Source organism: Mesorhizobium sp. M7A.F.Ca.AU.001.01.1.1 (assembly GCF_004022735.1).
Lineage (GTDB): Bacteria > Pseudomonadota > Alphaproteobacteria > Rhizobiales > Rhizobiaceae > Mesorhizobium > Mesorhizobium ciceri.
The window spans coordinates 1-11,314 of sequence record NZ_RZPF01000128.1; the positions used below are offsets into that span (position 1 = coordinate 1).

The window sequence follows — 11,314 nt, forward strand, 5'->3', positions numbered from 1 at the left end:
GACCATATCCAGCAGCAGCCGGTCGGCACGCTGTTCCTTTCGGTTCCCGGCAGCGATGCAAATCATCTTGCTGACATCATCACATTCCTGAAGGCTCGCCAGGCGCGGGTGGAGGTGCTTGGCCATGTCGCCAATCCTGTTTGAACTTCTGCTGCGTTCGATCTGGGAGACGGTGCTGATGACGGCCGCCTCCGGCCTCATCTCGCTGGTCTTCGGCCTGCCGCTCGGCCTGGCGCTGATTGCTACCGAACGCGGCGGCATTGCCGAAAGCCTTTGGGTGAACCGGGCGCTCGGCGCCATCATCAACGGTTTCCGCTCGGTGCCCTTCATCATCCTTCTGGTGGCGCTGATCCCGGTGACGCGGCTGATCGTCGGCACCTCGATCGGCACATGGGCAGCCATCGTGCCGCTGTCGATCGCCGCCACGCCCTATTATGCGCGCATCGCCGAAGTGTCGCTGCGCGAAGTCGATCGCGGGCTGATCGAGGCGGCGCGCGCCATGGGCGGCAACCGCTGGACGATCATCCGCGAGGTGCTGGTGCCAGAAGCCCTGCCCGGCATCGTCGCCGGCTTCACGGTGACGCTGGTGACGCTGATCGGTGCGTCAGCCATGGCCGGCGCGATCGGCGCCGGCGGCCTCGGCGACCTCGCCATCCGCTACGGCTACCAGCGTTTTGAGACGTCGGTGATGATCGCAGTGGTCATCGTGCTGATCATCCTGGTCTGCGGCATCCAATGGGTGGGGGATCGGTTGGTGGCGAGGCTGGATAGACGGGGGTGATTGTTAGGCCGACGAACTAGGCGATGATATCTTCTATCAGTGCTTGCAATGACGCTTCTGAACCGCTGAAACTGTCGATCATGGCTTGAATGACGCGATCCCGTCAAGGATGTCGTCATTGAATGTCAGGCCCGCGTGCTCGGCGAGCATCGCAAGGAAGGTGAGCTGGGTTCGGCCGTTGCCTTCGCGAAACGGATGCACGGCGTTGATCTCCGCGACGATGTGCGCCAGATGCTTCGCAAAGCTGGTGCCGTCGAGATGAGCTAAGCGGTCGGGATTGCCGAGTTCGCGAAAGACCCGCGCCATCTCGGTGGCGATGTGTTCGGGATAGCAGAACCAATTGCCGGCCTTGCCGATGCGGATGGTGCGCGGCTGACCGGCCCAGCCACACATCCTGGAACAGGTGCCGGTGCAGGCCGAGATAGTGACGGTAGTCGAGTTCGCCTGCCGGCAATGGCTCGTCAGCGCGAGTCAGGAACAGCGCGAGCTCGACTTCATCAAGCTCAGCCTGGTCGCGGATGTCCAACAGGTTAATGAGCACCGTCGTGCCGGGGTAGCACAGCGGATCGAACTCAGCGGCGTAGACCAACGTCTATTTCTTCTTGCGGATTTCTTCCTTGATGAGCGAACGCCGCTCATCACCGGACAGTCCGTGTCGTACGCCTAGGGCGAGTAATTTCGCCATGCGAGGCGATAAGGTCATGCCTTCCACGGCGCTGATTTTCTCGCCGCGCTCGCTGGTCAGCACGAACTGGCCGGTCTTGGCTGAACGGCTGGCTCGTGAGCTAGGAGACTTCATTTCGAGACAATATCATAACCATTGAGGAGAGACCAAAATGATTTCCAGGGTAAGCCCAGTTAGCCGCGCAACCTCCCCCCCTCGGGATCGAAGAACGGTATCGGCGCCACGACCGCCCGGCTCGGCCTGCCATCGATGTCTATGCTGAGTTCGGTGCCAATCGCGGTGAAAGGCAGCCGCAGGTGCGCCGTGGCCAGCACCTTGCCCAGGGAATAGCCGTGATCGCTGTAGGTGACGATGCCGGCGTCCTCGCCATCGGCCAGGACCCTGGCATCGGTGGCGGCCGGCGTGTCGCCGTCGAGGATCAGGCCGACCCATTGCTCGTCGAGGCCCTTGTCGCGGACCTTGAGCAACGCTTGCCGGCCGACGAAATCGCCCTTGTCGAACTTGATCCAGCGGTCGAGGCCGACATGGAACGGGGTGCGGCTCTCGTCCATGTCGATGCCGTGCGCCGGATAGGCCTTTTCCAGGCCCAGCGTGAACATTGCCAGCACGCCATAGGGTTTCAGGCCAAAGTCCCGGCCGGTCCGCATCAGCGCGTCCCAGACCGAAGCGGCCTCGTCGGCCGGCACGAACAGCTCGAAGCCGAGCTCGCCGGTGACCCCGGTGCGCGAGATCAGCACCCGCGTGCCGTTGATGTGGCCTGACGTGAACGACCAGCGTTTCAGCCCGTCCAGATCGGCATCCGAGATCATCGCCTTCAACAGTTCGCGCGAGCGCGGGCCCTGGATGGTCGGGAAGGCGATGGCTGCGGTTATGTCGGTGACATAGGCCTTGCGACCCTGCGCGTGATGCAACAGCCAGGGCAGCATCTTCAGGCGGTTGACCGAGCCGGTTACCAGCATGAAGTGCTCCGGACCCAACCGAAACACGGTGAGGTCGTCCATGATGCCGCCATCCTCGCGGCAGACCGTGGAATAGCGGACCTGGCCCGGTTTCATGGCAGCGGCATTATTGACGATGACATGGTTGACCAGCGCCTCGGCGTCCGGCCCCTTGATGTCCATCTTGCCCATGGTGCTGAGATCCTGCACGCCGACATTTTTGCGGGTGTTCAGATGCTCGTCGGCAATGCCGGAATAGGTTTTAGCGGAGATGAAATCGCCCCCGACACGACCCATGGTCGCGCCCAGCCCGACGATGCTGCTGTAGAAAGGGGAACGCCGCTCAGCCAAGGAAGTCTCCATCATTCAAGAAAAACGGCAGCGCCAGCCGGCGCTGCCGGAAGGCATGTTGTCGTCTCAGCTGCCGTAGACGTCGAAGGAGAAGTACTTGTCGTTGATTTCCTTGTACTTGCCATTGGCGCGCAGCGCGTCGATGGCCGCATTGAGCTTGTCGGCCAGTTCCTTATTGCCCTTTTGCAGCGCGATGCCGACGCCAGGGCCGTGAATGGCCGGATCGGCGGTCAGCGTGCCGAGCAGCTTGCAGCAGGCGCCGTCTGGCTTCTTCAACCACTCGGTCAGGATGATCGAGCCGTCCATCATCGCGTCGAGGCGGCCATTGGCCATGTCGGTGCGGGCATCGTCGCCCGTCGGATAGGCTTTGACCGTCGAGCCTGCATATTTCTGGTCGGCGAATTTCTGGTGGATGGTCGCGGTCTGCACGCCGAGCGCCTTGCCTTTCAGATCATCGGGCGACGTGCCCGCGATGGTCGAATCCTTGGGCACGGCGATAGCCGGCGGCGTCTGGTAGTATTTGTGGGTGAACTCGACCTTCTCGGCCCGCTCGGGTGTGATGGTGATGTTGATGATCGCGTCGAACTTGCCGGCCTGCAGCGCCGGGATCGAGCCATCGAAATCCTGCACGCTGAACTCACACTCGGCCTTCATCTCAGCACACAGCGCCTTCCCCAGCTCGATGTCGAAGCCGCCCAGCGTGCCGTCGGCACTGGCGTAGTTGAAGGGCGGATAGGCGCCCTCGGTACCGATCCTGAGTTTTTTGTCCTGGGCGGAGGCGGCACCAGTGGCAAGGGTGAGGGCGACGGAAGCGGCAAGCACGAAACGACCGAAAAGACGCATGTTCGAGATCCCCGTTGAAAGCGGGAAGTCTACGGTCTTCCAGGCGCGCGGCGGAGACGGAAACGACATGCGCTGCGGCGATCACGGCGCGGCGAGCAGACCAGGCGAGCGATCGGTGATGTGTTAGCCGACGCGCTGCTTGTCGGTGGCCGTCCGGTCGATGGCCAACTCCCCGGCCGAGAGGACAACGCCAAACTTTTCGGTGGCTTCCTCTGATGTGTAGTACCCCAGCGCCACGTCGCGCAGCACAAGATCGGCATCGCGCTGCAGCGGATCGCCATAGCCGCCGCCGCCCGGCGTGCCGACGCGCACGCGGTCGCCGGCCTTGAGCGCAATGTCCTGTTCTTTGGACAAATGCGGCGGCACGTGTTCCTCGCCGTTGCGGAAGACGGTCACCGTGTTGACGGCGCCGTCCTTGCCGCCAAGCGCGCCCTGCGGGCCGAACCGGCCATGGTCCATGACGAAGGAAGCGCGGGCGTCGCCGCGCAGGATTTCCACCTCATAGGCGAGGCCGAAACCGCCGCGATGCTTGCCGGCGCCGCCGGAGCCTTCACGCAAGGCGTAGTGGCGGTAGAGCACCGGGGATGCCTGTTCCATGATCTCGACCGGCGGCGACTTGGAGATGCCGATGGTCGAGCAGCCATTGGTCAGGCCGTCATGGCCTGAATTGCCCCCATAACCGCCGCCGGAGATCTGATACATGACGTAGTCGCGGCCGCGTGCCGGGTCGTTGCCGCCGAGTGCGAAATTGCCGCTGGAACCGGCGGGTGCGGCGGTCACCTTGTCCGGCAATGCCTGCACCATCGCCGCAAACACCGCCTCGGCGATGCGCTGCGACACCTCGGCGGCGCAGCCCGAGACGGGCCGCGGATATTTGGCGTCGAGGAACGTGCCTTCCGGCCGCTTGACGATCAGGGGTTCAAACGCGCCGGCGCTGATCGGCACATCCGGGAAAATGTGGCGCATGGCGAGATAGACCGAGGATAGGGTCGTCGCCAGCACGCTGTTCATCGGCCCGGCGCAGGGCTTTGACGAATCGGTGAAATCGAAGGTCAGCGTGTCGCCCTGTTTTTCGACGGCGAGCGCGATGATCAGCGGCTCGTTGACCACCCCATCGGAATCGACAAAGGCCTTCGAATGGTAGGTGCCGTCGGGAATGGCTGAGATGTTGGCGCGCATCTGCTCGGCCGCGCGGCGGCGCAGTTCGGCGATCGCCGCGACAACAGTTTCGTCACCGTAACGATCCAGGATTCCATTCAGCCGATCCTGGCCGATCAGCAGTGCGGCGGCCTGGGCCCTGATATCGCCGATGCGCTGGTCGGCGACGCGGATGTTGGAGCAGATGATGGCGTAGATTTCCGGGTCGAGCACGCCCTTCTTGAACAGTTTGACCGGCGGCAGCCGCAGGCCTTCCTGCTCCACGGCAGTCGCCGAGGCTGAAAATCCGCCCGGCACCGAGCCGCCAATGTCGGGCCAATGGCCGGTGTTGGATAGCCAGCAGAAAATCTTGCCGTCCCGGTAGACCGGCATGGCGAAGCGCACATCCATCAGATGGGTGCCGCCGAGATAGGGGTCGTTGACGACGTAGATGTCGCCTGGTTCCGGCGGCAGGCAACGGCCGTCGGCGATCATCTCGATCACCGTCCTGGTCGAATACTGCATGACGCCGACGAACACCGGCAGGCCCTGGCTGCCTTGCGCGATCAGCGAACCGTCGACAGCCGAATAGATGCCGTCGGAACGGTCATTGGCCTCGGCGATGACCGGCGAGAAAGCGGCGCGAGAGAACGTAAGGTCCATCTCGTCGCAGACCTGCTGCAGGGCCGCCTGGAGGACCGAAAGGGTGATGGCGTCGAGCTTTGCCATATCAGGCCTCGCCAATGTCGATGATGATGTTGCCGTCAGCGTCGCTGCGTGCGCGGTCGCCGGGTTCGAGCACGGTGGTGGCATCCATCTGTTCGAGGATCGCCGGGCCTTCGATGATAGCATCGAGCGGCAGCTTTTCACGCGCATATACGGGCGTGTCGTGCCAACGGCCGGCATACCAGACCGGCCGGATTTCGCGCCGCGCCTCGTCCAGCGTTGCTGCGCGCCCCGCCGGATCGATCAGGCGCGACAGATCGATCGCCAGACGCACGCCGGTGACCGATGTATTGAGATTGACGAGATTGGCTCGGATTTCCGGCAGCTCGACCTTGAAGCGGGCGAAATAGGCCTTTTCGAAAAGCTGCTGCAGCGTTGCCCGGGTCACCGAGGAGGACGGCAGCGCCACGTTGATGATGTGGGTCTGGCCGACGAACTGCATGTCGGCGGAGTGGGTGACGCGGATCGTCTCCGGCTTTACCGCTTCCTTGCCGATCAGCTCCTCGCCTTCGTTTCGGTGCCGTTCCAATACCCCATGAAGGCGCGTTTCGTCGAGCACCGACACCGGCTGGTTGATGGTGTTGACGAAGTCGTGGCGCAGGTCGGCAACGACGCAGCCGAGCGCGTTGGTGATGCCTGGACGCGCCGGCACCAGCACCTTGGGCAGGCCGAGTTCGCGCGCCAGGGCAGTCGCATGCAGCGGCCCGGCGCCGCCAAAGGCGAACAGCGCGAAATCGCGGGGGTCATGACCGCGTGACACCGACACCATGCGGATGGCGCCGGCCATCTTCATGTTGCCGAGCCGCAGCACCGCGCCCGCCGCCTCGACGCCGGACAGGCCGGTCGGCTTGCCGATTTTCTCCTCGAAGATGCCGGTGACGCGCTCTGATGTGACCGGGTTTTCGACTGCCAGCAGCTTCTTCGGCGCCAGCCGGCCGAGCACCAGATTGGCGTCGGTGATGGTCGGATCGAGGCCGCCGCGCCCGTAGCAGATCGGGCCGGGGTTGGCGCCGGCGCTTTCCGGGCCGATCTGGATCAGGCCGGCCGCGTCGACGCGGGCGATCGAGCCGCCGCCGGCGCCGACCGTGTGCACCGCCACCATCGGCACATGGATCGGCATGGCATATTCGATCTCGATCTCGTTCGAGACAGCCGGCTCGGCATTGCGGATCAGCGCCACGTCGGTCGAAGTGCCGCCCATGTCGTAGGTGACGAGGTTTTCGAAGCCGGCACGTTTTCCGGTGTAGGCGGCGGCGATGACGCCCGAGGCCGGACCGGACATGACAGTCTTGGCCGATTCACGTGTGACGAAGCGGGCCGAGATCATGCCGCCATTGCCGTTCATGATCAGGAAGTCGCGGGCATAGCCTTTTGCAGCCAGTTCCTTGCGCAGCCGCTCGACATAACGCTCGAGGATCGGCTGCACCGAGGCGTTGACCGAAGCGGTGACGCCGCGCTCGAACTCGCGCGCCTCCGACAGCAGCGCATGGCCTGCCGTGATGTAGCCGTTCGGCCAGAGCTCGGCGGCAATTTCGGTGGCGCGCCGCTCGTGCGCCGGATTGGCGTAGGAATGCAGGAAATGGATGACGAGGGATTCGCAACCGGCCGCGATCAGCGTCTGCACCGCCTCGCGCATTTCGGCCTCGTCGAGCGGTGTGCGTATCTCACCCGACGCCTCGACGCGCTCCGACACTTCGAGCCTGAGATTGCGCGGGATGATCGGCACGAAGCTGCCGGTCATGCCATAGGCCTGCGGCCGCGTGCGCCGGCCAAGCTCGATCACGTCGCGAAAACCGCGCGTGGTGATCATGCCGGTTTTCGCCAGCCGGCGTTCGAGCACCGCATTGGTGGTGGTGGTCGTGGCATGCACGATGAGGTCGATGCCGTCGATCGGAAATCCGGTGGCGCCGAGTGCCGAAACGACACCGAAGGCCTGGTTGTCGACCGTGGTCGGCGTCTTGGCCAGATACACCCTGCCGCCATCGCTTCCGTCGATCAGGAGCAGGTCGGTGAAGGTGCCGCCGACATCGATACCGGCAACGACATTTCCCTGGGGATCGCGCGCTTGCGCCGAAATATTCTCTTCCATCGTCGAAACCCGAAATGCGCGGACTACGGATATGCGTCAGTTTGGAAAGCTGTTTTAAGGGAGCATCTTGACGCAAATATCGTTTGTATACTAATAAATTCCGGACACAAGAGCTTGCCGCTTTGGAGTGTGCGAACAGCACGCCGGGACCTGAATGGTCCGGGCGCGCAGGTGAAGGTTTGGCGCCCGCGTCCGTGAGCTGGGCCAGAAGGTTGGATTTGATGAACACCACATCCGCTCTCAACACCGTCGGCGCCCGACCGCTGCAGTTCCCGATTCCGGCCAATGTCTATGCCGAAACCGTGGTCTCGGTGAAGCACTACACCGACCGGCTGTTCTCGTTCCGCATCACCCGTCCGCAGTCGCTGCGCTTCCGCTCCGGCGAGTTCGTCATGATCGGCCTGCCCAATGCAGAGAAGCCGGTGTACCGCGCCTATTCGGTGGCGAGCCCGGCCTGGGACGAAGAGCTGGAATTCTTCTCGATCAAGGTGCCGGACGGCCCGCTGACTTCGGAGCTGCAGAAGATCCAGGTCGGCGACACCGTCATCATGCGCCAGAAGTCGACGGGCACGCTGGTGGTCGACGCATTGACGCCGGCCAAGCGGCTGTTCATGATCTCGACCGGCACCGGCATCGCGCCCTTCGCCAGCCTGCTGCGCGACCCCGACACCTACGAAAAATTCGATCAACTGATCCTGACCCATACCTGCCGCGACAATGCCGAGATGACCTATGGCCAGGAGCTGGTCGCAGCACTTGAAAGCGACCCGCTGATCGGTGAACTGACCACTGGGCGCGTCACGCTCTACAATTCGACGACCCGCGAGGAATCGGCACGCATGGGCCGCATCACCGCGCTGATCGGCTCCGGCAAGTTCTACAGCGATCTCGGCATCGACAAGCTCAACCCGGAAACCGACCGGATCATGATCTGCGGCTCGATGCATATGCTGAAGGACGTCAAGGAACTGGCCGAAAGTCTCGGCTTCGAGGAAGGCTCGCTGAGCCATCCGGCGACTTTTGTCGTCGAGCGCGCCTTCGTCGGCTGAGCCGCACCAACATCTCGAAGTCTACGTTTTTGACCGCACGGTCAAAAACTGCTGCTTTCGCCGCCTTTTTCGGTTATGACCGCCCGCAGGACTCGTGAAGTACGGCTTCACGGGCTATCTTCGGCATACGTCGCTGAATGAAAGGGCAGGAGATGAGCAGCACAATCCGCGAAGCCGATGTCGGCCCGTCCAAGGTGACGCCGCTGCCGGCGCGTGCCGCCGCCAATACAGCCGTCCCGCACGATCATCGCATTGCGCGCAACCCCGGCATGAAGCTCGACCTTGGCTTCATGGAATCGGTGCGCAGCGTCAATCGCTCGGCGCTGGAACGGCGCGTCGCCAGCCTGACCAAGCGGCGCTCGATCAAGGCCGACAACCAGGCCGCCTGGCTGCTGCGCGCCGTCGCCTGCATGGATTTGACGACGCTGAATTCCAACGACACCGAGGAGCGCGTGCGCCGGCTCTGCGCCAAGGCGATCAACCCGTTCCGCCGCGACATTGTCGAGGGCCTCGGCATATCAGGTGAAATCATCCGCCCGGCCGCCGTCTGCGTCTACCACCCCTTCGTTGCCACCGCCGTCGATGCGGTGCGCGGCACTGGCATCCATGTCGCCGCCGTCTCCACCGCCTTTCCGCATGGCCTGGCGCCGCTGTCGACCCGTCTGCAGGAGATCGAGGCCTCGGTCCGTGACGGCGCCGACGAGATCGACGTCGTCATCCCGCGCGGCCTGGTGTTCGGCGCCAAGTGGCGGGAGCTTTACAATGAGATCGTCTCGATGCGCGCCGCCTGCGGTGATGCGCATCTGAAGGTCATCCTCGGCACCGGCGACCTCGCCACGCTGCGCAATGTCATGCTGGCCTCGATGGTGGCGATGATGGCGGGCGCCGATTTCATCAAGACCTCGACCGGCAAGGAAAGCGTCAACGCGACGCTGCCCGTCGGCCTCGCCATGGTGCGTGCCATCAGGGCCTATTTCGAGGAAACCGGCTATCTCATCGGCTTCAAGCCGGCCGGCGGCATTTCCACGGCCAAGGCCTCGCTCGACTGGCTGGTGCTGATGAAGGAAGAGCTCGGCCGGCCATGGCTGGAGCCGGACCTGTTCCGCTTCGGCGCGTCGAGCCTCTTGACCGACATCGAGCGCCAGCTCGAGCATCATCTGACCGGACATTATTCGGCCAATCATCGCCACGCGATGGCGTAAGCCTTTACCCCCACCCCGATCGGCTTTTGCCGATCGACCCTCCCAGGCGGGAGGGTGAAGGAGGCACCTGATGAACATTCTCGATCGCTATCACGCCATGGAATACGGCCCGGCACCGGAGGCCCGCAACGAGGCCGACGCCTGGCTTGCCGCGCGCGATTTCGGCAAGGCGCTGTTCATCGGCGGCGACTGGAAAGCCGCTGCCGGCGGCAAGACCTTCGAGACCAGCGAGCCGTCTTCCGGCAAGCTGCTGGCCGAGGTCTCGGACGCCAATGCCGCCGATATCGACGCGGCGGTTGCGGCCGCCGCCAAGGCGCTGCCGAAGTGGTCGGCAGCCTCAGGCTATCAGCGTGCCAAAGTACTCTATGCCATCGGCCGCGCCATGCAGCGGCATCAGCGCCTGTTCGCGGTGCTTGAGACTATCGACAACGGCAAGCCGATCCGCGAAAGCCGCGATATCGACGTGCCGCTGGCGATCCGCCATTTCATCCACCATGCCGGCTGGGCGCAGGCGCTGGACAGGGATTTCCCCGGCCATAGGGGTGTCGGCGTCGTCGGCCAGATCATCCCGTGGAACTTTCCGTTGCTGATGCTGGCCTGGAAGATCGCGCCGGCGCTCGCCGCCGGCTGCACCGTGGTGCTGAAGCCGGCCGAGTTCACGCCGCTGACCGCCATCCTGTTCGCCGAGATTTGCGAGCGTGCCGGCGTGCCGAAGGGCGTCGTCAACATCGTCCAGGGCGGCCCTGAGGCCGGCGTCGCCATCGTCAACCATCCCGGCGTCCAGAAGATCGCCTTTACCGGCTCTTCCGAGGTCGGCAAGATCATCCGCAAGGCCACCGCCGGCTCGGGCAAGAAACTGTCGCTGGAGCTCGGCGGCAAATCGGCTTTCATCGTCTTCGAGGATGCCGATCTCGACAGCGCCGTCGAAGGCCTGGTCGACGGCATCTGGTTCAACCAGGGCCAGGTCTGCTGCGCCGGTTCGCGGCTCCTGGTGCAGGAAGGCATAGCCGACGCCCTGATCGCCAAGGTCAAGACGCGGATGAGCCGGCTGCGCGTCGGCAGCCCGCTCGACAAGAACACCGATATCGGCCCGCTGGTCGATCTGACCCAGCTCGAGCGCGTCAAGGGCCTGGTTGCCGAAGGCGCCAGACAGGGCGCTGTTTGCTGGCAGCCGGATGCCGGGCTGCCGTCCTCCGGCTACTACCATCTGCCGACGCTCGCCACAGGTGTTTCGCCAGCTAACATATTGGCGCAAGAAGAGGTGTTCGGCCCTGTTCTGGCGACCATGACCTTCCGCAACACCGAGGAAGCGATCGAGCTCGCCAACAACACGCGCTATGGCCTCGCCGCCTCGGTGTGGAGCGAGAACGTCAACCTTGCCCTGCACGTCGCGCCGCAATTGAAGGCCGGCGTGGTCTGGGTCAACGGCACCAACATGTTCGACGCCGCCTGTGGCTTCGGCGGCTACCGCGAGAGTGGTTTCGGTCGTGAGGGCGGGCGCGAGGGTATGTTC

At 64.0% G+C, this 11,314-nt stretch carries 11 protein-coding genes; 6 read left to right on the top strand and 5 right to left on the bottom strand.

All coding sequences use genetic code 11. The features are described 5' to 3' along the window. Together EN884_RS10625 and EN884_RS10630 are read left to right on the top strand one after the other, a co-directional pair. A partial coding sequence (locus tag EN884_RS10625; protein WP_281034825.1) for an NIL domain-containing protein occupies positions 1–144 on the top strand: 144 nt, incomplete at its 5' end. Then, positions 125–781 carry a methionine ABC transporter permease gene (locus EN884_RS10630; RefSeq protein ID WP_027161152.1) on the top strand — a complete coding sequence of 219 codons (657 nt, stop codon included), beginning with the start codon at positions 125–127 and terminating at the stop codon, positions 779–781. The genes EN884_RS10625 and EN884_RS10630, both read left to right, overlap by 20 nt. A 78-nt stretch (positions 782–859) precedes the next feature. Here EN884_RS10630 and EN884_RS40260 read toward each other — a convergent pair whose 3' ends face one another. Further along, a complete protein-coding gene (locus EN884_RS40260; protein WP_335919019.1) occupies positions 860–1,174 on the bottom strand; it encodes a Fic family protein in 315 nt (104 codons plus the stop codon). 10 nt (positions 1,175–1,184) lie between these two features. Here EN884_RS40260 and EN884_RS40265 point away from each other — a divergent pair, with 10 nt between their 5' ends. Continuing rightward, on the top strand, positions 1,185–1,448 hold the full coding sequence (locus EN884_RS40265; RefSeq protein WP_335919021.1) for a hypothetical protein: 264 nt from the start codon (positions 1,185–1,187) through the stop codon (positions 1,446–1,448). Between the two features lie 191 nt (positions 1,449–1,639). Here the strand turns inward: EN884_RS40265 and EN884_RS10645 are convergent, their stop codons facing one another. From EN884_RS10645 to EN884_RS10660, 4 genes are all read right to left on the bottom strand, one after another. Further along, positions 1,640–2,770, bottom strand: coding sequence for an aminomethyltransferase family protein (locus EN884_RS10645; protein WP_063169688.1), 1,131 nt, complete (start codon positions 2,768–2,770; stop codon positions 1,640–1,642). Positions 2,771–2,821: 51 nt separating this feature from the next. Then, complete coding sequence (locus EN884_RS10650) at positions 2,822–3,598, bottom strand: ABC transporter substrate-binding protein (RefSeq protein ID WP_063170417.1); 777 nt, start codon at positions 3,596–3,598, stop codon at positions 2,822–2,824. Between the two features lie 123 nt (positions 3,599–3,721). Beyond that, entirely contained in the window at positions 3,722–5,464 is a 1,743-nt protein-coding gene (locus EN884_RS10655; RefSeq protein ID WP_128360548.1) for a hydantoinase B/oxoprolinase family protein, read from the bottom strand. 1 nt (position 5,465) lies between these two features. Continuing rightward, entirely contained in the window at positions 5,466–7,550 is a 2,085-nt protein-coding gene (locus EN884_RS10660) for a hydantoinase/oxoprolinase family protein (RefSeq protein ID WP_128360549.1), read from the bottom strand. 221 nt (positions 7,551–7,771) lie between these two features. On the opposite strand from EN884_RS10660, the gene EN884_RS10665 reads away from it, so the two are divergent. The 3 genes from EN884_RS10665 to EN884_RS10675 all read left to right on the top strand — a co-directional run. Next, the gene (locus EN884_RS10665) at positions 7,772–8,599 is read left to right on the top strand and encodes a ferredoxin--NADP reductase (RefSeq protein WP_063169685.1); all 828 of its coding nucleotides are present in this window, start codon (positions 7,772–7,774) and stop codon (positions 8,597–8,599) included. A gap of 152 nt (positions 8,600–8,751) precedes the next feature. Beyond that, positions 8,752–9,801: a deoxyribose-phosphate aldolase gene (gene deoC, locus EN884_RS10670; RefSeq protein WP_063169684.1), complete on the top strand. Its 1,050-nt coding sequence runs from the start codon at positions 8,752–8,754 to the stop codon at positions 9,799–9,801. Between the two features lie 70 nt (positions 9,802–9,871). Continuing rightward, positions 9,872–11,314: aldehyde dehydrogenase family protein (locus EN884_RS10675; RefSeq protein ID WP_128360550.1), on the top strand; the 1,443-nt coding region annotated here is incomplete at its 3' end.

Bases quoted from the DNA above. Each gene is read 5' to 3' on its own strand.
- EN884_RS10630 (WP_027161152.1), top strand. From the start codon at position 125: ATGTCGCCAATCCTGTTTGAACTTCTGCTGCGTTCGATCTGGGAGACG.
- EN884_RS40260 (WP_335919019.1), bottom strand. From the start codon at position 1,174: ATGTGTGGCTGGGCCGGTCAGCCGCGCACCATCCGCATCGGCAAGGCC.
- EN884_RS10645 (WP_063169688.1), bottom strand. From the start codon at position 2,770: ATGATGGAGACTTCCTTGGCTGAGCGGCGTTCCCCTTTCTACAGCAGC.
- EN884_RS10650 (WP_063170417.1), bottom strand. From the start codon at position 3,598: ATGCGTCTTTTCGGTCGTTTCGTGCTTGCCGCTTCCGTCGCCCTCACC.
- EN884_RS10655 (WP_128360548.1), bottom strand. From the start codon at position 5,464: ATGGCAAAGCTCGACGCCATCACCCTTTCGGTCCTCCAGGCGGCCCTG.
- EN884_RS10660 (WP_128360549.1), bottom strand. From the start codon at position 7,550: ATGGAAGAGAATATTTCGGCGCAAGCGCGCGATCCCCAGGGAAATGTC.
- EN884_RS10665 (WP_063169685.1), top strand. From the start codon at position 7,772: ATGAACACCACATCCGCTCTCAACACCGTCGGCGCCCGACCGCTGCAG.
- deoC (WP_063169684.1), top strand. From the start codon at position 8,752: ATGAGCAGCACAATCCGCGAAGCCGATGTCGGCCCGTCCAAGGTGACG.